Source organism: Virgisporangium aurantiacum (genome assembly GCF_016863635.1).
Taxonomy (GTDB): Bacteria; Actinomycetota; Actinomycetes; order Mycobacteriales; family Micromonosporaceae; genus Virgisporangium; species Virgisporangium aurantiacum.
The window spans coordinates 1-17,655 of sequence record NZ_BOPG01000054.1 but is presented as its reverse complement, the minus strand read 5'-3'; the positions used below and the strand labels follow the sequence as shown (position 1 = coordinate 17,655).

15 protein-coding genes are annotated in these 17,655 nt (G+C 74.1%); 8 read left to right on the top strand and 7 right to left on the bottom strand.

The annotated features are described in order from the left end of the window. Position 1: 1 nt before the first annotated feature. From Vau01_RS39580 to Vau01_RS39570, 3 genes are read left to right on the top strand one after another with little or no spacing between them, the layout of a single operon-like run. Positions 2-934, top strand: a complete 933-nt coding sequence (locus Vau01_RS39580; RefSeq protein WP_204004701.1) for an aromatase/cyclase — start codon at positions 2-4, stop codon at positions 932-934. Then, positions 927-2,501, top strand: coding sequence for a class I adenylate-forming enzyme family protein (locus Vau01_RS39575; protein WP_204004699.1), 1,575 nt, complete (start codon positions 927-929; stop codon positions 2,499-2,501). The genes Vau01_RS39580 and Vau01_RS39575 overlap by 8 nt, the downstream gene beginning before the upstream one ends. Continuing rightward, a complete protein-coding gene (locus Vau01_RS39570) occupies positions 2,498-3,493 on the top strand; it encodes an aldo/keto reductase (RefSeq protein ID WP_239152219.1) in 996 nt (331 codons plus the stop codon). The genes Vau01_RS39575 and Vau01_RS39570 overlap by 4 nt, the downstream gene beginning before the upstream one ends. Positions 3,494-3,573: 80 nt before the next feature. Here the strand turns inward: Vau01_RS39570 and Vau01_RS39565 are convergent, their stop codons facing one another. The 7 genes from Vau01_RS39565 to Vau01_RS39535 form a co-directional block, all read right to left on the bottom strand. Then, positions 3,574-5,085, bottom strand: coding sequence for an FAD-dependent monooxygenase (locus Vau01_RS39565; protein WP_204004696.1), 1,512 nt, complete (start codon positions 5,083-5,085; stop codon positions 3,574-3,576). Then, entirely contained in the window at positions 5,082-6,107 is a 1,026-nt protein-coding gene (locus Vau01_RS39560; protein WP_204004693.1) for a class I SAM-dependent methyltransferase, read from the bottom strand. Before Vau01_RS39560 ends, Vau01_RS39565 begins: the two co-directional genes overlap by 4 nt. A 140-nt stretch (positions 6,108-6,247) precedes the next feature. Further along, on the bottom strand, positions 6,248-7,804 hold the full coding sequence (locus Vau01_RS39555; RefSeq protein ID WP_204004692.1) for an MFS transporter: 1,557 nt from the start codon (positions 7,802-7,804) through the stop codon (positions 6,248-6,250). Between the two features lie 15 nt (positions 7,805-7,819). Further along, positions 7,820-9,097, bottom strand: a complete 1,278-nt coding sequence (locus Vau01_RS63870; RefSeq protein ID WP_239152218.1) for a DUF6365 family protein — start codon at positions 9,095-9,097, stop codon at positions 7,820-7,822. Positions 9,098-9,118: 21 nt separating this feature from the next. Beyond that, positions 9,119-10,387 (bottom strand): DUF6365 family protein, encoded by a 1,269-nt coding sequence (locus Vau01_RS39545; protein WP_204004689.1) that lies wholly within the window; start codon positions 10,385-10,387, stop codon positions 9,119-9,121. Between the two features lie 48 nt (positions 10,388-10,435). After that, entirely contained in the window at positions 10,436-11,698 is a 1,263-nt protein-coding gene (locus tag Vau01_RS39540) for a nucleotide disphospho-sugar-binding domain-containing protein (RefSeq protein ID WP_204004685.1), read from the bottom strand. A 72-nt stretch (positions 11,699-11,770) separates the two neighbouring features. After that, positions 11,771-12,259 carry a MarR family winged helix-turn-helix transcriptional regulator gene (locus Vau01_RS39535; RefSeq protein WP_204004681.1) on the bottom strand — a complete coding sequence of 163 codons (489 nt, stop codon included), beginning with the start codon at positions 12,257-12,259 and terminating at the stop codon, positions 11,771-11,773. 86 nt (positions 12,260-12,345) lie between these two features. Between Vau01_RS39535 and Vau01_RS39530 the strand changes: the two genes are divergently transcribed. From Vau01_RS39530 to Vau01_RS39510, 5 genes are all read left to right on the top strand, one after another. Beyond that, positions 12,346-13,278: an ABC transporter ATP-binding protein gene (locus tag Vau01_RS39530; RefSeq protein ID WP_204004678.1), complete on the top strand. Its 933-nt coding sequence runs from the start codon at positions 12,346-12,348 to the stop codon at positions 13,276-13,278. A 5-nt stretch (positions 13,279-13,283) separates the two neighbouring features. Beyond that, complete coding sequence (locus tag Vau01_RS39525; protein WP_204004668.1) at positions 13,284-14,153, top strand: ABC transporter permease; 870 nt, start codon at positions 13,284-13,286, stop codon at positions 14,151-14,153. 108 nt (positions 14,154-14,261) lie between these two features. Continuing rightward, the gene (locus Vau01_RS39520; RefSeq protein WP_204004666.1) at positions 14,262-15,869 is read left to right on the top strand and encodes an FAD-dependent oxidoreductase; all 1,608 of its coding nucleotides are present in this window, start codon (positions 14,262-14,264) and stop codon (positions 15,867-15,869) included. 43 nt (positions 15,870-15,912) lie between these two features. Beyond that, the gene (locus Vau01_RS39515) at positions 15,913-16,872 is read left to right on the top strand and encodes an aromatase/cyclase (protein WP_204004664.1); all 960 of its coding nucleotides are present in this window, start codon (positions 15,913-15,915) and stop codon (positions 16,870-16,872) included. After that, positions 16,869-17,655, top strand: a 787-nt coding sequence (locus Vau01_RS39510) for a Gfo/Idh/MocA family protein (protein ID WP_204004662.1), incomplete at its 3' end; no start/stop codon positions are given. The genes Vau01_RS39515 and Vau01_RS39510, both read left to right, overlap by 4 nt.

Sequence of the window (17,655 nt, the reverse complement as noted above, 5' to 3'; positions counted from 1 at the left end):
CGTGTCGCAGCGGCACACCGGTCACGAGGTGACCATCGAGGCGCCCGCCGACGTCGTGTACGACATCGTGGCCGACGTGGGGCGGTGGCCGTACGCGTTCCCGCCGACCCTGCACGCCGAACGCGTCGAGCTGGTCGGGCGGGACGAGCGGATCCGCATCTGGGCGCTCGCGAACGGCGAGGTGAAGTCCTGGCACTCGCGGCGGGTCCTGGATCCGGACCGGCGGCGCGTGTCGTTCCGGCAGGAGGTTCCGGCCGCGCCGGTGGCCGCGATGTCCGGCGAGTGGATCCTGCGGCCGCTGGACGGGGACCGCACGCACGTGACGCTGACGCACGACTACCGCGCCGTCGACGACGACCCGGCCGGCCTCGACTGGATCGACCGGGCGGTGGACCGCAACAGCACCAGCGAACTCGCCGCGCTGGCTCGGGCCGCGACCGCCCCCGCCGGGCAGGCGCTGGACTTCACCGACTCGGTGGAGGTGAAGGGCTCGGTCGCGGACGTGTACGAGTTCCTGTACCGCGCCGACGCCTGGCCCGAGCGGCTGCCGCACGTGGCCCGGGTGGCGCTGACCGAGGAGACGCCGGGCGTGCAGACGCTGGAGATGGACACCGGCTCCCCCGACGGGTCCACGCACACGACCCGGTCGGTGCGGATCTGCTGGCCGGCGGGCCGGATCGTCTACAAGCAGACCGAGCTGCCGGCCCTGCTGGGCGTGCACACCGGCGAGTGGCGGCTGACCGGCGGCCCGGAGGTGGTCGTCGCCTCGTCCCGGCACGTCGTGCGGATCGACCCGACGGCCGTGCCGGCGGTGCTCGGCCCGGACGCCACGGTCGACGAGGCCGCCGCCAAGGTCCGCGCCGCGTTGAGCACGAACAGCCTGACCACGCTGCGCGCGGCGAAGGCGTACGCGGAGGAGCGCCGGGATGGCTGACATCCGCGTCGACGCCCCGGCCCACCGGCTGGACGCGCTGCTGTCCGAGGCCGCCGCCCGGTACGGCGACCGGGTGGCGATCCGGGCCTGGTACGGCGAGATCACGTTCGCGGAACTGGACGCCGCCGCCTCCGCCTGCGCCAAGGCGGTCCGCGCACTGCTCGGCCCGCCACCGGACGAGCCGGGCGAGCCGGCCGCCGTCGCGGTCGCCGCGCCCCTGCACCCCGACTTCGCCGTCGCCTTCTACGGGACGCTGCGCGCCGGGTACCTGGCGGCGCCGGTGAACCCGCTGCACAGCGCCGCTGAGCTGGTCCACCTGTTCGGGACCGCCGGGGTCCGGCTGGCGTTCGTCACCGCCGAGCTGAACGCCCGGCTCGACGAGGTCCGGGACCGGCTCCCCGCGCTGCGTGAGGCGGTGCTGCTCGGTCCCGGCCCGGTCGGCGGGGCCAACGACATCCGCACGCTCGACGACCTGGTGGCCGCGTACGAACTGACCTCGTCGGAGGACGGGCCGCCGGCCGACCCGGACGCACCCGCGTGCGTGCTGTTCACCAGCGGCACCACCGGACCGGCCAAGGGAGTGCTGCTCAGCCGCCGCAACCTGACCGTCAACGCGGCCCAGGTGGCCGCGGCGCACCGGCTCGACCCGTCCGCGGTCGTGCTGAACCATCTCCCGAAGTACCACCTGATGCACCTGAACTCGGCGGTGTACGCCGGCGCGACCCAGGTCCTGCCGGCCACGCCCGACCCGGTCGCGGCCGTAGAACTGGCGGCGACCAGCGGCGCCACGCACTATTACACGATCCCGATGCGGCTGGCCAGGCTGGCCGCCGACCCCCGGCTGGCGACGGTGGCCGCGCCGGCGCTGAGGCTGATCCTGTCCGGCGGGTCGGCGCTGGCCCCGCCGGTGGCCCGGCGCCTCGCGGACCACTTCGGCGTGCCGACGGTGCAGGGCTACGGGCTGGCCGAAACCTCACCGCTGACGCACTCCGACGGCCCGGACGCTCCCCGCGTCGGCTCGGTCGGTCCGCCGGTCACCGACACCGACTGCCGGGTGGTGAGCGTCGACACCGGTTCACCGGTCGGCACCGGCGAGCGGGGTGAGATCCAGGTGCGCGGGCCGCAGGTCATGCTCGGATACCTGGACCCGGCGCAGCCGACCGGTATCGACGCCGACGGCTGGCTGTCCACCGGCGACGTCGGCTACCAGGACGAGGACGGGTACCTGTTCCTCGTCGACCGGCTCAAGGACACGTTCAAGTGCGACAACTACCTAGTCTCACCGTCGGAGGTGGAACGGGTGGTCGCCGCCCACCCGTGGGTCGCCGAGTGCGTGGTCGTGGACCTGCCGGACGAGCTGAGCGGCGCCGTACCCGCCGCGTTCGTGGTGCTGCGCCCGGACGCCGACCCGGCCGCGGCCGTCGCCGAGCTGACCACGTTCGTCGACGGCCAGGTCCCCTACTACCAGCGGCTGCGGCACGTCGAACTGGTCGACGCGCTCCCGCGCTCCGCCGCCGGCAAGATCCAGCGGCGGGACCTGCGGACGCGCCTGGCGGCGGCCAGATGAACCCCGTGGACCCGCCCGACCTGCCCGGCCGCCGGCTCGGCGACGCCGGCCCACGCGTGTCCGCCCTCGGCCTGGGCTGCCTGGGCCTCAGCGGCGGCTACGGGCCGGTCTCCGAGGCCGACGCCGTAGACGTCGTCCGGCACGCGATCGACCTGGGCGTGACGCTGGTCGACACCGCCGACTTCTACGGCGACGGCCGCAACGAGGAACTGGTCGGCCGCGCGGTCGCCGGCCGGCGCGACGAGGTGGTCATCGCCACCCGGGGCGGGGTGCGCACGGCCCGCCCCGGTGGCCCGCCGTCCGTCGTCGACGGCCGGCCGGTGTCGTTGCGCGACGCCTGCCACGCCTCGCTGCGCCGCCTCGGCGTCGACCACATCGACCTGTACTACCTCGGCCGCGTCGACCCGGCCGTTCCGGTCGCCGACAGCGTCGGCGCGCTGGCGGAGCTGGTCCAGGCCGGCAAGGTGGGTCACATCGGGCTCTCCGAGGCCACCCCGGACCAGGTGCGCGCGGCGCACTCCGTGCACCCGGTGTCGGCGCTGGAGACCGAGTACTCGCTGTGGGAGCGGCACGCCGAAGCGGCGATCCTGCCCACCGTGCGGGAGCTGGGCATCGGCTTCGTGGCGCACACGCCCCTGGGCAAGGGGATGCTCACCGGGGTCCTGCGGTACCCGGGCGAGCTCGGGGAGCGCGACATGCGCCGCAACCATCCCCGGTTCCAGGGCACCAACTTCGCGCGCAACCGCGAGCTGGTCGACGAGCTGGAGCTGATGGCCCTGGCGCGCGGGCTGACCCCCGCGCAGCTGGCCCTGGCCTGGCTGCTCGCCCGTGGCGACGACGTGGTGCCGATCCCCGGCACCCGTAGCCGGGACCGCCTGGCCGAGAACCTCGCCGCCCTGCGCGTGCGCCTTCCCGCCGACGAGTCGCGCCGGCTCACCGAGCTGTTCACCGCCGACCGCGTCGCCGGCCCCCGGCTGCCCGTCCGGCGCTGACCGGGCCGGTCGGGCGCTGACCTGCACACGTGATCCCGCCCCGGAGCGGACGACCGTTCCGGGGCGGGCGACGGATCGGCTCAGCCGCTCGCGGGCGGGCCGAACCAGGTGACCAGCGCGGTGCGGAGAGCGGCCGCGTCCCGGCCGTTGGTGACGTCGGCGACCGGCGGGGCCGCCCACGCGACGTAACCGTCCGGCCGTACCAGTACGGCCCCGTACGGCGGGGGCTGGTCCGGCAGCGCCGGTATCACGTCGACGCGGCCGGACCAGGCGGCCGAGGCACCGATGAAGGCCGATCCGCCGGTCATGTCCAGCAGCAGGCCGCGCCCGGTGCGCATCAGCCGGGCCAGCCCGGTCGGGCCGTCGATGGTCTTCACCCGCAGGTCCGGTGCGAACCCGCCGACGGCCGGGTGGTGCGGGTCCTCGCCGCCGAGCGGGTAGCGGGTGGCGACGCCGGTGATCAGCTCGGCCAGGTGCCGGTTCAGGTCGGGCAGGGCGAGCAGGTCGGCGAACAGGGCGCGCAGCGCGGTCACGTCCGGGTCGGGCTTGAACAGGGCGAGCTGGGCGCGGCTGTGCTCCAGCGTCCACGCGGCGACCGGATGCCGTTCGGCCTGGTAGCTGTCGAGCAGGCCGGCCGGCGCCCAGCCGGCCACCGCGGCGGCCAGCTTCCAGCCCAGGTTGACCGCGTCCTGCAGGCCCAGGTTCAGGCCCAGCCCGCCGTACGGGAAGTGGACGTGCGCGGCGTCGCCGGCGAGCAGGACCCGGCCCTGGCGGTACCGGTCGGCCTGGCGGGTCGTGTCGGAGAACCGGGTGAGCCAGCGGGGTTCGGTGATGGCCAGGTCGCGGCCGAGCACCCGGCGCACGGAGGCCCGGAACTCGTCGACGTCGACCGGGGCGTCGCGGTCGGCGTGGGTGCGGTGGTACTCCGTCACCACGACGCGGACCACGCCGGTCGGCCGCGGGTTGATGTTCACCGTGCCGGTCTCCGTGCGGGTGATGCCGCGGCGTTCGTCCGCCATGGTCGGCAGCGTGCAGTCGCAGAGCATCGCGGCGACGGTCGGGTCGGTGCCCGGGAAGTCGATGCCGGCGAGCCCGCGGACGGTGCTGCGGCCGCCGTCGCAGCCGACCAGGAACCGGCCGCGCAGCCGGTACGCGCCGCCGCCGGCCCGCACGGTGACGGTGACGCCGTCGCCGTCGTCGGCCAGCCCGACGAGCTCGTGGCCCCGGCGGACCTCGGTGCCCTGGCCGCGGACCCGGTCTTCGAGCAGCTCCTCCAGCGTGCTCTGCGGCAGGTTCGCCAGGTACGGGTGGTCGCTGCGCAGGGCGGTGAGGTCGAGCAGCGGCCACAGGCCGGCGAACGGCATCTTCGGCCAGCGGGCGCGCTCGTCGAGCACGCCGTCGAGCAGCCCGCGACGGTCGAGCGTCTCCACCGTCCGGGCGTGTAGGCCCCAAGCGCGGGCGTGCGGCGGCCGGTCCGGCTCGCGTTCCAGCACGGTCACGCGGACGCCGGCCAGGCCCAGCTCGTACGCGAGCTGCAGGCCGACCGGGCCGCCGCCCGCCACGACGACGTCGGTGTCCGGCGTACCGCTCATGCCGCTGTCCCCTCGACGAACCGCAGGGGAAGGCCCTGGCTCGTGTGCACCGTCGGCTCGGCGAAGCCGCTGGACGCGAGCATCTTGCGGTACGCGGTGGTCGAGTGCAGTTCGCCGCCCTCGGTGAGGGCCAGCATCAGCAACTCCAGCATGTGCGCGTGGTAGTCCTGGACGGGCGCGGCGTCCCCGGTGGTGAAGCCGACGATCACGGCCCGGCCGCCGGGCCGCATGTGCGCGCGCAGCCGGCGCAGCAGGGCGGTGCCGCGGGCGGCGTCGAACAGCATCATGACGTTCGCCAGGATCACCACGTCGTACGGGCCGGTCAGGTCGGCGGTGAAGACGTCGCCGGGCAGCGGGGTGAACCGGTCGGCCACGCCGAGGGCGCCCAGCGACTTGCCGGCGACCTCCAGCACGCTCGGCCAGTCCAGGCCGGTCAACCGGGCGTGCGGGTGGCGGGCCGCGAGGGTGCCGCCGAAGGTCGCCGACCCGCAGCCGACGTCGAGGATGCGCAGCGGGTCCCGGTCCGCCGCCCAGTCGGCGAGCAGGTCGGCGACGAATCGGGCGCCGGGCACGGTCGCGAAGGTCTGGTGGGTGGCGAAGTCGACCCAGTAGGGGAAGCCGGGTGTCTCCGCGTTGACGTCGAGGCGGGTGCCGCCGTGGCGGACGATGTCGTCCAGGTCGGCCATCGCGTCCCACTCCCACCGGCTCGCGGCGACCTCGGTCACCCCGCCGCTGTACTGCGGGCTGCCGGTGACCAGCAGCTCGTCCGCACCGGGCGGCAGCCGGAACTCCTCACCGTCGACGTGCAGCAGGCCGGCCGCGGCCAGCGCGCGCAGCAGCACCCGCGTGCCGCGGGGGTCGGTGCGCAGGATGGCCGCGACCGTGTCCGGATCGGCGGGGCCACCGGCCAGCGCGTCGAAGACCCGCAGCCGCACCGCGGCGCGCAGCAGGTACGTCGCCTTGTAGGCGGTCATCATCTCCAGCAGGCGGGCGCGGGTGAGTCCGCCGGGGGGTTCTGGCATGGTTGCTCCTTCTCCTCGGGCCGGGTCCGCGCGCCGGCCCCGCTGCGGGATCGTCACACCGTGGTCGAGCCTGCCGGTGGCCGCTCAACGGCGGTTCGACGCCGGCTGGAGCGGCACTCCGGTACACCGGGGCCCCGCGATCATGTCGGCCGGCGCGGCACCGGACCGCGTCCAGGCCCGCCGGGGCCGCCGCCGGGGCCACCGCCGCCGGGGCCACCGCCGCCGGGGCCGGGTGGTCCGGTCCGCCGCATGGGCAGGTTCTCGATGAGCAGCGCGCTGATCAACGTGCCCAGCGCACCCACCCCGCCCACCCAGACGATGGCCGTGGTGACCGCCCGCGCCAGCGCCTGCGGGCCGGAGACGCTCAGCACATGCGCGAGGATCGTCTGCGCGACGGCCAGCCCGGCCACCTGCCCGACGGCCTTGAGCAGGTTGCTGCTCGACATCGCGGTGCCCACCGCGTCGGGTGGTGCCGAGTTCTGCGCGATGATCGCGGTACCGGCCATGGACGGGCCGACGCCGAGACCGAGCAGCGCCGAGCAGACCCCCAGTGTCCACAGTGGAGAGTCCGCGTCGGTGAAGGCGAGCGGCACGGTGCCGGCGCCCAGCAGCACCGCACCGGCCAGCACGGTGCGCCGCGCCCAGCCCGGTCGCCACACCAGCGGCGCGCAGACCCGGTTGCTGACGACCAGGCCCACCAGGAGCGGCAGCATCAGGATTCCGGACATCGACGCCGACGTGCCGCGGGCGCTCTGGAAGTACAGGGGCAGCATCAACGCGGCCGGGAACATGGCCACGGAGAAGAACAGGCCGGCCACCAGCGCCGCGGAGTAGGTGCGGCGGCGGAACGCGGCGAGGGGCAGGATCGGCACACCGGCCCGCGTCTCCACCACCAGGAACGTCGCCAGCAGCAGCGCCGCCGCGGCGAGGCAGCCGGCGACGGCCGGGTCCGACCAGGCGGGCAGCCGCCCGGCCGGATCCGGCTGGCCCTTGACGGTCAGCCCGAACAGCAGCAGCGTCAGGCCGGCGACCAGCAGCAGCATCCCGGCCAGGTCCGGTCGGCCGGTCGGCCGGTCCGGGTCCCGGTGACCGGGCAGCAGCGCGGCGATCACCACCATCGCCGGAACACCGACCGCCAGGTTCACCAGGAACACCGAGCGCCACCCGGCCAGGTCGGTGAGCAGCCCGCCCAGGTACGGGCCGCCGATGAAGGCGGCCGCCATCATCGTGCCCATCGCCGTCTGGAGCCGGGCCAGGCTCGTCCACGGGAAGGCGTCGAACATCAGCGCCATGCCGACGGTCATCAGCCCGCCGGCGCCGACGCCCTGCAGCGCGCGGAACGCGGCGAGCGCGGTCATCGAGGTGGCCGTCGCGCACAGCACCGACCCGGCGAGGAACACGGTCAACGCGAGCAGCATGACGGGCCGGCGGCCGTGGATGTCGGAGTACCGGCCGTAAAGCGGCATGGAGACGGTGGAGGTGAGCAGGAACCCGGTCACCACCCAGCTGAACGACCGCGGGTCGCCGCCGAGCTGCGCGACGATGCGCGGGATTGCGGTGCCGATGACGGTGGCGTCGAGCAGGCTGAGGCACGCCACCACGAGGGTGGCCCCGATCAGCAGCCGTTGCGACCGGTGCGGCAGCGCGCCGAACCGGTCCCGCAGGGTGACCGGCGGGCCGGAGACGGTGTGCGACAAGGTTTTCCTCCGCGGTCAGGTGACCCGCGCGCCGGCCCGCTGGACCGCGGCGGTGAGCACCCGCGCGGTCGGGGGCAGCTCGCGAATCGCGGCGAGGTACCGGGCGCGGTGTGCGGCGAGCCGGTCCCGGGTGCCCGCGTCGGTCAGCGCGCAGGTCAGCGTCGTCACCGTGCCGGGCTCGTCGAACAGCTCGCAGGGCGCGATCGCCGACAGGTACGGGTTGTCGGTGAGGATCGGCTCCAGGATCGTGTGCAGGCCCTTCGGCCACATGCGGAACGGGTCCACCGGGAGATGCTCGGCCAGCCAGGCCCGCACGGCCGGCGTCGGCGGGCCGAGCTCGGCCTCCAGCGCGGCGATGTCCCCGGCGCCCGTGATCCGGAACCGGTTGGACAGCGCTACGACCGGCACGTCCATCAGCACGGCACGGATGGCCGAGACCGCGGGCAGGCACAGCGTCAGCACCGCGTCGACGCTGCCGAGCAGGGTGCGGAACTCGTCGGCCGGGCAGGGCGGCAGGGCGCGCACGCGGTCGGCCGGCAGCGCGGCGAACGCGTCGGGCACCGGCCCGACGGTGAGCAGGCGCACGTGTGCCGGAAGCTGCCGCAGGTAGTGCACCAGCAGCTCGGGCACGGCGCGGGCCAACCGGTCGACCATGGAGCTGGTGCGTTCGGGTCCGCCGCGGCTGGGCCGCTGCCACGCGGAGACCGGGACCATCAGCAGCCGGTCGGTGCGCTTCAGCCCGAGCCGGTCGAGCACCGCGTCGCGGGTGGTGGCGTACACCGGCGGCTCCGGCTCCTGGAGCCGGTAGGGGTAGGCGCGGCCGGTCGAGCCGCTGTGCAGGTGGGCGATCGGAACCGGCCGCAGGTAGGCGGCCATGTCGAGGATGTGCCGGTCCACCGGTACCGGCCCGGGGGCGCCCGCGATGTCGATGGCGAAACCGGTGTCCTCCCACTCGGTCAGGTCGATCGGGAGCACCGGCAGGTGGTAACCGTCCAGGAACCACGGGTCGACCCGGAACATCCGGTGCATGGCGGTCCAGTAGCTGAGGTAGTCGCCGGTGACGACGGCGTCCGGACGGAACTCGCGGACGACCCCGTCGACCAGCTCGCGCACCGGCGTCGTCGGATCCATCACCGTGTACGGGTGGCCGGACCGCGCCGTCGCCGGCACGGCGCCGGGGGTCACCACGAAGTGGTTCCTCATGCCGGCGGCACGCAGCTGGTCGGCGAGGCTGACGCCGATGAACGTCTCCCCGCTGGACTGGGCCTGCGGTGCGAAGTGCAGCAGTCTCATGCGCGTCTCCCGACCGGATCCCTAGACCCGCAGGCCCGAGCGGGCAGCGGCGGTGGCGAAGACCTCGCGGGTGTCCGGCAGCGCGTCGACGGCCCGCCGGTACGCGGCCCGCCCCGCGGCGGCCCGCTCCCTGGTGGGCCCGTCGGACAGCAGGTCGCTCAGCCCGGACACGACGGCCCGCTCGTCGAGCAGCTCCACTGTGGACACCGCGTCCAGGTACGGGTTGTCGGCGAGCAGCGGCGCCATGAACGTGTGGAACGACATGGGCCACATCCGGAACGGGTAGAGCCGGCCGATGCCGGTCAGCCAGTCCCGGACGGCCGGCGTGAGGCCGCCGACGGCCGCGTCCACCCGGTCGACGTCGGCCCCGCCGTTGACGCCGAACCCGTTGGTCAGCACCATGCCGGGCACGTCGGCGAGCACGGCGCGGACCATCGTCATCGCCGGGTGGCTGAGCGTCAGCACGGCGTCGGCCGAGCCGAGCAGGTTGGAGTACCGGGCGGGCGGGCACGGCGGTAGCACGTGGGTGCGGCCGGCCGGCAGCGCGTGCATGGGCGGGGCGACGTCGCCGACCAGCACGAAGTGGGTGCTCTCCGGCAGCTGGCGCAGGTAGTGCGCGAGCAGTTCGGGCACCTGCTGGGCGACCTTGCGGAACAGCTCGCCGAAGTGGCCGACCGGGTGCTGCTGCCACGCCGACGACGGCACGAGCAGCAGCCGGTCGCCGGCGCCGAGGCCGAGCGAGTCGAACACCTCCCGGCGGGTCGCGTCGCTGACCCGGTCGGTCCGGGTGGCCAGCCGGTAGGGCAGGCCGTAGCGGCTGTCGCCGGCATCGGGCCGGCCCAGCGGCACCGGACGCAGGTGCGCGGGCATCTCCAGGATCTTCCGGCTGACCGGCGGCGCCACGTCGCTGGTCAGGTCGATCCGGAACGAGGTCGACTCCCACTCCCAGGTGTCGATCGGCAGGATCGGCAGGCCGTATTCCTCGATGAACCACGGGTCGATGCCGTGCTGCTTGTCCAGCCGGGCCCAGTAGGTGAAGTAGTCGGCCAGCACGAGGGCGTCCGGCCGGGCCTCGCGGACGGCGTGGTCGATGACGTCCCGCACGGCCGGGCCCATCGCCTGGTCGACCACCGTGTACGGCAGCCCGCTCTCCTTGATCATCGTCTCCGAGCTGGGTGTCACCACGAAATGCCCGGTGATCCCCGCCGGAGCCAGCTGATCGACGAGGTTCAGGGCGATGACCACCTCTCCGGCGCCGACCGGATTCAGGGCGAAGTACATCAGTTTCATGGCCGGGGCTCCCCAGGGCTCGCGGGTGGTGGACGGGTGGTGCGGTGGTCAGACGGTCGCGGCGGCGGGACGGCGCCGGTCGGGGCAGCCGGCCGCGGCCAGGGTCTCCAGGACCGGCACCAGCTGGGCCGGGGTGGGTCGCTCGTCGAGCTGCCGGCGCAGCTCGACGGCGCGATCGCGGTACGAGGGGTCGCGCAGCAGCGCGACGAGCTGGTCCCGGACGGCGGCCGGGTCGAAGCGGCGCCCGTCGGCACACAGGCCGGCGCCGGTGGCGGCCAACCGCCGTCCGGTGGCCTGCTGCTCGGTGGCCACCGGCACCGACAGCTGCGGCAGGCCGGCGTGCAGCGCGGGCATCAGGCAGCTGTCGCCGCCGTGGTGCACGACCGCGGCACAGGTCGGCAGCACCAGCGGCAGCGGCGTGTGCCCGGGCAGGCGCACGCCGGCGGGCGGTTCGCCGAGCGCGGCGGTGTCGTCGGCGCCGAGGAGCACCACCAGCTCGATGTCGAGACCGTCGAACGCGCGGATCAGGTCCGGCACGAGGAACGAGTCCGGGCCGGCGGTGACGCGCAGCGAGCTGCCCCAGAACAGGCACACCCGCGGGCGTTCGGGCGGCGTCGCCAGCCAGTCCGGCAGCGCGCCGGCGCCGGTGTACGGCAGGTAGCGCACGGCCAGCCGGGTGGCGTTCGTCGGTGGCGCGAGCGCCGCCGGGCACGGGTCGATCACGTAGTCGATCAGGTCGGCGACGGGGTCGACGACGCCGTACCGGCGCAGCAGCCCGGCCCGGTCGGTGGGCACGAAGTCCAGTTCGGGCGGCTCGGCCGTGCCGACGGGCCCCCACAGGTGCACCGCGCCCGGTGTGTTGGTGGCGGCCGCGGCGACCACGCCGTGCAGGCTGGTCAGGTCGTGCACCACCAGGTCCGGGCCCCAGTCGGTGACCAGGTCGACCAGCTCGTCGAGGTTCGCGGTGAGTTCGGCGACCATCGCGCCCTTGGTCGCGTCCAGGTAGGAGCCGAGGTCGCCGAGTTCGGCGAGCCCGCGCATGGGCCGGCCGGTCTCCGGGTGGGGCGGCAGCTCGGCGTGTGGCCAGGTGCCGCGGTGCACGGCCTCCAGCTGGCCGAAGCGGTGCAGGAAGATCGGGTCGCGCCCGCGCAGGACCGGCAGCGGCGGCAGGCCGGCGTGGCCGATCCGCTCCGCCTGCCCGGGCCCGCAGGCGACCCGCAGTTCGTGACCGGCGGCCTGGATCGCCCAGCCCAACGGCACCATCGGGTAGTAGTGGGCCGACCAGTCCGAAACCGTGAACAGTACGCGCATGCCCGCTCCCTCCGGCCGCGCACACCGGGCGCTGGCCTGCCGGACGGTAGGAGCGGCGCCTCGAGATTCGCTCTAGCCCTCCTTGACGCGGTTCGGCGCGGGCTTTATCAGGTCGAGCGAGACGACCATCCGGTACAGGAAGCCGTAGAGCTGGTCGCGCTCGGCCGGTTCGAGCGCGCGCAGGGCGGCCTCCTCGACCCGGCCGACCGCCTCGTCGCCCTGCGCCAGCACCACCCGGCCGGTGTCGGTGATCTCGATGACGTTGCGCCGCCGGTCGGTGGTGTCCCGGCGGCGCACCACGAGGCCCTGCCGGTCGAGGTCGTCGATGACGCCGACGACGTTGCTGGGGTCCAGGTCGGTGGCGAGGCTGATGTCCTTCTGCGCGGCCGGACCCCGCGTGGCCAGGAACAGCAGCGCCCGGTGGTGGCGGGGGCCGAGGCCCATGCCCACCAGCTCCTCGGCGACCCGCCGGCGCAGCTCGGCGCCGAGCTTGTGGATGAGGAAGGTCGACAGGCCGAGGATGCCGGCCGGCCGCACCTCGGAGGGGGTGGTGCCGCTCATCCGAAAATTATAGGGGCAACCGATGGTTGTTCTCGCCAATTGATGCAACCTACTATCGTTGCCATTGCCAATGGCTGGAGGATCGGATGTCCGCAATCTCGGTCGAGGGTCTGGTCAAGCGGTACGGCGAGGTCACCGCGGTCGGTGGGATCGACTTCCAGGTGGGCGCCGGCGAGCTGTTCGGCTTCCTCGGCCCCAACGGCGCCGGCAAGTCCACCACGATCAAGATCCTGTGCACCCTGGCCCGGCCCACCGGCGGCACCGCCACCGTGGCCGGACACGACGTGCGGCACGCGCGCGACCAGGTGCGGCGCAACATCGGCCTGGTGTTCCAGCAGCCGACCCTGGACCTGTTCCTCACCGCCGAGCAGAACCTGCGCTTCCACGCGGAGCTGTACGGGATGCCGCGGGCGACGGTGCCCGACCGGCTGCGCCAGGTGCTGGACATGGTGGGGCTGTGGGAGCGGCGCAAGGCGCGGGTGGAGACGTTCTCCGGTGGCATGCGCCGCCGGCTGGAGATCGCCCGCGGCCTGATGCACTCGCCCCGGGTGCTGTTCCTCGACGAGCCGACCGTCGGGCTCGACCCGCAGACCCGCAAGTCGGTCTGGGAGTACCTCCAGGACCTCCGGCGGGCCGAGCAGATCACGGTCTTCCTCACCACCCACTACATGGACGAGGCGGAGATCTGCGACCGGATCGCGATCATCGACGCCGGCCGGATCATCGCGCTGGACACCCCGGAGGTGCTGAAAGCCAGCGTCGGCAAGGACCGGGTGCAGATACACACCGCCGACGACGGGGCCGCCGCGGCGGCGCTGCACGCCAGGTTCGGCATCACGCCGGGCGTACACGAGGGGACGCTGACCTTCGCCGTCGAGAACGGCGAGGAGTTCGTGCCCCGGCTGTTCGGCGAACTGGGCGTGCGGATCCGCGCCGTGAGCGTGTCGCGACCGTCCCTCGACGACGTGTACCTGTCCTACACCGGAGCGACGATCCGCGACGCCGAAGCGGGGAGGTGAGGCGCATGACCACGACGAGGCCGGCGACCGCGCTGGCGGCGGTCCGGGTGCCGGAGCGAAGCATCGTGGCCGACCTGCGCGCCATCAGGATCGTTTGGCAGCGGGACATCATCCGGTTCCTGCACGAGCGCAGCCGCATCGCCGCCTCGCTGCTCAGCCCGCTGCTGTACCTGCTGGTGTTCGGTGCTGGCCTGACGCCGATCATCTCCGACGCCGTGTCGGGCATCGACTTCCGCCAGTTCATGTTCTCCGGCATGCTCGTCATGACCGTGCTGTACACCGGCATGTTCTCCGCTGGCTCCATCGTCTTCGACCGCGAGTTCGGCTTCCTGCGGGAGATGCTCGTCGCGCCGGTGCGCCGCGGTGCCATCGTGCTCGGCAAGTGCCTCAGCGGCGCCACCATCGCCACCTCGCAGGGCATCGTGGTGATCGGGTTTGCCGGCCTGGTCGGCGTGCCCTACCACCCGGTGCTGATCCTGACGCTCGTCGCCGAACTGCTGCTGCTGTCGTTCTCGCTGACCGCGCTCGGCGTCATGATGGCCACCCTCACCAAGGGCGGCCCCACGTTCATGGCCGTCTCGCAGCTGTTCCTGATGCCGCTGTTCTTCCTGTCCGGCGCGCTGTTCCCGCTCGGTGGGCTGCCCAGCTGGCTGCAACTGCTGACCCGGCTCAACCCGTTGACCTACGCGGTGGACCCCATGCGCGACGCGGTCTTCGGATACCTGGACGTCAGCCCCGAAGCGGCGGCGGCGTTCAACCCGGGGGTCAGCTGGTTCGGCTGGCACGTGCCGGTCGCGCTGGAGCTGGCGATCGTCGCGGTGATGGGCGCCGGCATGCTCGTCGTCGGCGCCCGGCAGTTCAACCGCGAGGAGTAGGGCGAGCATAGGACGTCTTCGGCGATTCCGGCACCGCTCGAGCGGTGCACGAGGCCGGGTGGTCAGGCTTCCCGAGGTGGTGGACCGGACCCCGGTGAGGAGGCCGTCGTGACGGATCAGGCGCACGTGCTGGTGGTCGGCGCGGGCCCGGCCGGGCTGACGCTGGCGCACGAACTGTGCCGGCGGGGGGTGCGGGTGCGGCTGGTCGACGCCGCGGACGGCCCGGCGACCACCAGCCGGGCGCTGGCCACCCACCCCCGGACGCTGGAGACCTACGACCAGATGGGGCGCCTCGACGACCTGCTGCCGCGCGGTCAACGGGTCACCCACTTCACCCTGCACCAGAACGGCCGGCGGTTGGTCCGCTGGGACACCGACTACTCGCGGTTGCCGACGCGGTTCCCGTTCACGCTGATGGTCGACCAGGTCATCACCGAGGAGGTGCTGCGTACCGCGACCGCCGGCTTCGGCGTCACCCCGGAATGGGGCGTGCGGCTGGAGTCGCTGCGGCACGACGACCGTGCCGTGACCGCCACCCTGCGCCACCCGGACGGCGGCACGGAGGAGGCGGCCGCGGACTGGCTGGTGGGCTGCGACGGCGGCCACAGCACCGTGCGCAAGCTGCTCGACCTGCGGCTGACCGGAGACTCCAGCCAGACCTGGCTGATCGCCGACGCGCTCGTCGAGGCGGGCCTGCCGCGCAACAGCATCCACCTGCTGCGCACCAGCCGGGGCTCGGTGATGATGGTGCCGTTCCCGGACCGCCGCAAGTGGCGCCTGCTCGACACGGTCGACGTCGGCTTCACCGGTGAGGACGACCTGGAGCAGGTGGCGGCGCGGTTCGCCGCGAAGATCAGCGAGGGCGTCGGCCGGCCGGCGACCGTGCGGACGCCGTCCTGGGTGTCGGTGTTCACGATCCAGCAACGGATGATCGAGCGCATGCGCGCCGGCCGCTGCATGGTCGCCGGCGACGCGGCGCACGTGCACAGCCCCGCGTCCGGCCAGGGCATGAACACCGGCGTCCAGGACGCCTACAACCTCGCGTGGAAGCTCGCCATGGTGGTGCACGGCCAGGCCGACGCGGCCCTGCTGGACTCCTACACCGGCGAGCGCGTGCCGATCGGCGCCCGGCTGCTGGCGTCCACCCGCGTGGCGACCGCGCTGATCCAGCTCTCCAACCCGGTCGCGGTGCGGGTGCTGCCGGTGGCGCTGGGCATCGTGCGCCGGATCCCGCCGCTGAAGGGCCGCATCCAGCGCAAGATCATGGCGGGCATGTCGGGGCTGGCGCTGGACTACCCGGACGGCGTCGTGCTGCCGGCGCGTGGGCCGGCGCCGAAGCCGGGGGAGCGGCTGAGCCGGGTCGACGCCGCCCGCGCCGCCGACCCCGCCTGGCAGGCGCTCCTCGACGAGCTGCGCGATCCACAGTGGACACTGCTGGTGTTCGGCGGCCGCGACGGCGCGCAGGAACTGGCCGACACGGACAAGGAGTGGCTGTCGGTGCGCACGGTCACCCGCGATCCGCTGCCGGAGGGTCCGCACCCCGGCCCGCTCGCCGACCCGGCCGGACGGCTCGCCGCCGACCTGAACGCCGGCCCCGGCTGCTGGATCCTCGTACGGCCGGACGGCTACGTGGCCGCCCGGGGCACCGACTTCACCGCGCGCCGGGTCGAGTCCGCCGTCGACGCCCTGCTGCGCCGGCCGGCCCGACCCACCTGACCACCAGACACGACCTGACCAACGACAGGAGAGGAGGCGTGCGGTGGGCAACCATTCGACCGTCGTCGCGCACACCGTCACCGTGGAGGCGCCCGCCGGCACGGTCTTCGACCTGGTCGCCGACGTCGACCAGAGCACCCGGTTCTTCCCCGGGGTGGTGCACGCCGAGTCCGCCGAGCGCGGCGCGGACACCGGCGCGGACACCGACGTGATCGACCGGTGGACGCTGGACGGCGAGGTGATCCGCGGCTGGCGGGCCCGGCGCACCCTCGACCGGGCCGGCGGCACGATCACCTTCGAGCACGTCGACCCGCGCCCGCCGGTGACGTTCACCACCGGGCGGTGGCGCTTCACCCCGGACGGGGACGCGCGTACCACCGTCGAGCTGCGTCACGAGTTCGGCACCGCGGACCCGGCCGCCGCCGCAGCGGTCGCCGCCCGTATGGAGCAGGGCATCACCACCCAGCTCGACCGGCTCAGGCAGGTCGCCGAGCAGCGCGACGAGATCCTCGACCTGGAGATCACCTACCAGGTGTCGCTGCTCATCAAGGGCCGGCTGGAAGACGTCTACGACTACTTCTACGACGCGCGGCAATGGCCCGCGCGGATCCCGCACTGCCTGCGCACCGACGTCCGCGAGGACGAGCCGGACCGGCAGCTGGTGGAGATGGAGGTCACCGTGCCGAGCGGCGCGGTGCACGTCACCCGGCAGGCCCGGGTCTGCTTCCCGAACGACAAGATCATGTGGCGCCAGATCGGCGGGCTCCCGCCGCTGGACCAGGCGCTGTTCGGGTACACCCGGTTCGAGCAGCGGCCCGACGGGGTGCTGACCACGTCGTGCACCACGGAGGTGCTCAAGCCGGCGATGGTGGCCAAGCGCGGCTGGACCGTGCAGGAAGCGAAGGACCACGTCAGCGAGGTCCGCGGCGGCCGGAACCTCGGTGCGCTGCAGAGCGCCCAGGACTACCTGGACCGGCAGGTGCAGCCGGCCGGCAACAAATGAGCGCCGGCCCGCGCATCGGCCTGGTGGGGCACGGCTGGTGGTGCCGGCACTACCTGCTGCCGGCACTGCGCCGCGCCGGCGCGCAGGTGCCGGCGCTGTGCGGACGGGACGAGGACCGAGCCCGGGCCGCCGCCCGGGACCTCGACGTACCGGCCGGGTACGGCGACGTCGACGCGATGCTCGACGCGCAGCCGCTGGACGGGGTGCTCATCACGGCGCCGCCCTCGGCGCACGCCGGTGCGGTCGTCGCCGCCGCCAAGCGTGGCCTGGCGGTGTTCTGCGAGAAGCCGCTGGCGCGCACCGCCGCCGAGAGCGCGCGGATGCTGGACGCGTGCGCCGGCGTGCCGACGATGGTCGGCTTCACCCGTCGGTGGGATCCGGCGCTGATGACGGCCCGGCGGCTGCTGGACGAGGGTGCGGTCGGCCGGGTCCGGCACCTGCGCTACCAGACCGCCAGCGTGATGGCCGGCGACGCCACCGGTGAGTGGACCTGGCGGTACGACGCCGACGAGTACCCGTACGGCGTGCTCAGCGACCTCGGCCCGCACGCGCTGGACCTGGTGCGCTGGCTGGCCGGCGAGCCCACCGCGGTCGGCGCGGAGGCCACCACGCTGTTCACCGACCGGCCGGCACCGGGTGGCGGCCGCCGCCCGGTGCGCAACTGGGACGACGTCGTCGTCACCGCCGACCTGGCCGGCGGTGCCGGCGGTGCGGGCGCGGCCGGCGGTGCCGGCGGTGCGGGCGCGGCCGGCGGTGCCGGCGGTGCGGGCGCGGCCGGCGGTG

What these genes read in the sequence shown, in the direction of transcription:
- Vau01_RS39575 (WP_204004699.1), top strand. Translation starts at nt 927, where the DNA reads ATGGCTGACATCCGCGTCGACGCCCCGGCCCACCGGCTGGACGCGCTG.
- Vau01_RS39570 (WP_239152219.1), top strand. Translation starts at nt 2,498, where the DNA reads ATGAACCCCGTGGACCCGCCCGACCTGCCCGGCCGCCGGCTCGGCGAC.
- Vau01_RS39565 (WP_204004696.1), bottom strand. Translation starts at nt 5,085, where the DNA reads ATGAGCGGTACGCCGGACACCGACGTCGTCGTGGCGGGCGGCGGCCCG.
- Vau01_RS39560 (WP_204004693.1), bottom strand. Translation starts at nt 6,107, where the DNA reads ATGCCAGAACCCCCCGGCGGACTCACCCGCGCCCGCCTGCTGGAGATG.
- Vau01_RS63870 (WP_239152218.1), bottom strand. Translation starts at nt 9,097, where the DNA reads ATGAGACTGCTGCACTTCGCACCGCAGGCCCAGTCCAGCGGGGAGACG.
- Vau01_RS39545 (WP_204004689.1), bottom strand. Translation starts at nt 10,387, where the DNA reads ATGAAACTGATGTACTTCGCCCTGAATCCGGTCGGCGCCGGAGAGGTG.
- Vau01_RS39540 (WP_204004685.1), bottom strand. Translation starts at nt 11,698, where the DNA reads ATGCGCGTACTGTTCACGGTTTCGGACTGGTCGGCCCACTACTACCCG.
- Vau01_RS39535 (WP_204004681.1), bottom strand. Translation starts at nt 12,259, where the DNA reads ATGAGCGGCACCACCCCCTCCGAGGTGCGGCCGGCCGGCATCCTCGGC.
- Vau01_RS39530 (WP_204004678.1), top strand. Translation starts at nt 12,346, where the DNA reads ATGTCCGCAATCTCGGTCGAGGGTCTGGTCAAGCGGTACGGCGAGGTC.
- Vau01_RS39525 (WP_204004668.1), top strand. Translation starts at nt 13,284, where the DNA reads ATGACCACGACGAGGCCGGCGACCGCGCTGGCGGCGGTCCGGGTGCCG.